Below are 2326 nucleotides of genomic sequence, written 5' to 3' on the forward strand. Positions count from 1 at the left end.
ATAGGGGAGCCGTAGGGAAACCGAGTCTTAACCGGGCGTTAAGTTGCAGGGTATAGACCCGAAACCCGGTGATCTAGCCATGGGCAGGTTGAAGGTTGGGTAACACTAACTGGAGGACCGAACCGACTAATGTTGAAAAATTAGCGGATGACCTGTGGCTGGGGGTGAAAGGCCAATCAAACCGGGAGATAGCTGGTTCTCCCCGAAAGCTATTTAGGTAGCGCCTCGTGAATTCATCTCCGGGGGTAGAGCACTGTTTCGGCTAGGGGGCCATCCCGGCTTACCAACCCGATGCAAACTGCGAATACCGGAGAATGTTATCACGGGAGACACACGGCGGGTGCTAACGTCCGTCGTGAAGAGGGAAACAACCCAGACCGCCAGCTAAGGTCCCAAAGTCATGGTTAAGTGGGAAACGATGTGGGAAGGCCCAGACAGCCAGGATGTTGGCTTAGAAGCAGCCATCATTTAAAGAAAGCGTAATAGCTCACTGGTCGAGTCGGCCTGCGCGGAAGATGTAACGGGGCTAAACCATGCACCGAAGCTGCGGCAGCGACGCTGATGCGTTGTTGGGTAGGGGAGCGTTCTGTAAGCCTGTGAAGGTGGCCTGTGAGGGTTGCTGGAGGTATCAGAAGTGCGAATGCTGACATAAGTAACGATAAAGCGGGTGAAAAGCCCGCTCGCCGGAAGACCAAGGGTTCCTGTCCAACGTTAATCGGGGCAGGGTGAGTCGACCCCTAAGGCGAGGCCGAAAGGCGTAGTCGATGGGAAACGGGTTAATATTCCCGTACTTGGTGTTACTGCGAAGGGGGGACGGAGAAGGCTATGTTGGCCGGGCGACGGTTGTCCCGGTTTAAGCGTGTAGGTGTGTGTTCCAGGTAAATCCGGTTCACTTTAACACTGAGGCGTGATGACGAGGCACTACGGTGCTGAAGCAACAAATGCCCTGCTTCCAGGAAAAGCCTCTAAGCATCAGGTAACATCAAATCGTACCCCAAACCGACACAGGTGGTCAGGTAGAGAATACCAAGGCGCTTGAGAGAACTCGGGTGAAGGAACTAGGCAAAATGGTGCCGTAACTTCGGGAGAAGGCACGCTGACACGTAGGTGAAGTGATTTACTCATGGAGCTGAAGTCAGTCGAAGATACCAGCTGGCTGCAACTGTTTATTAAAAACACAGCACTGTGCAAACACGAAAGTGGACGTATACGGTGTGACGCCTGCCCGGTGCCGGAAGGTTAATTGATGGGGTCAGCGCAAGCGAAGCTCCTGATCGAAGCCCCGGTAAACGGCGGCCGTAACTATAACGGTCCTAAGGTAGCGAAATTCCTTGTCGGGTAAGTTCCGACCTGCACGAATGGCGTAATGATGGCCAGGCTGTCTCCACCCGAGACTCAGTGAAATTGAACTCGCTGTGAAGATGCAGTGTACCCGCGGCAAGACGGAAAGACCCCGTGAACCTTTACTATAGCTTGACACTGAACATTGAGCCTTGATGTGTAGGATAGGTGGGAGGCTTTGAAGCGTGGACGCCAGTCTGCATGGAGCCGGCCTTGAAATACCACCCTTTAATGTTTGATGTTCTAACGTGGACCCGTGATCCGGGTTGCGGACAGTGTCTGGTGGGTAGTTTGACTGGGGCGGTCTCCTCCTAAAGAGTAACGGAGGAGCACGAAGGTTGGCTAATCCTGGTCGGACATCAGGAGGTTAGTGCAATGGCATAAGCCAGCTTGACTGCGAGCGTGACGGCGCGAGCAGGTGCGAAAGCAGGTCATAGTGATCCGGTGGTTCTGAATGGAAGGGCCATCGCTCAACGGATAAAAGGTACTCCGGGGATAACAGGCTGATACCGCCCAAGAGTTCATATCGACGGCGGTGTTTGGCACCTCGATGTCGGCTCATCACATCCTGGGGCTGAAGTAGGTCCCAAGGGTATGGCTGTTCGCCATTTAAAGTGGTACGCGAGCTGGGTTTAGAACGTCGTGAGACAGTTCGGTCCCTATCTGCCGTGGGCGCTGGAGAACTGAGGGGGGCTGCTCCTAGTACGAGAGGACCGGAGTGGACGCATCACTGGTGTTCGGGTTGTCATGCCAATGGCACTGCCCGGTAGCTAAATGCGGAAGAGATAAGTGCTGAAAGCATCTAAGCACGAAACTTGCCCCGAGATGAGTTCTCCCTGAGACTTAGAGTCTCCTGAAGGAACGTTGAAGACGACGACGTTGATAGGCCGGGTGTGTAAGCGCAGCGATGCGTTGAGCTAACCGGTACTAATGAACCGTGAGGCTTAACCTTACAACGCCGAAGATGTTTTGGCGGATGAGAGAC

At 54.0% G+C, this 2326-nt stretch carries 1 rRNA gene; it reads left to right on the plus strand.

What is annotated here, in order from left to right:
* Positions 1-2293 (plus strand): 23S ribosomal RNA (locus tag ACLJRU_RS23285); the annotation flags it as partial.
* Between the last annotated feature and the right edge of the window lie 33 nt (positions 2294-2326).

Source organism: Salmonella sp. SAL00653 (genome assembly GCF_046552515.1).
Lineage (GTDB): Bacteria > Pseudomonadota > Gammaproteobacteria > Enterobacterales > Enterobacteriaceae > Salmonella > Salmonella enterica.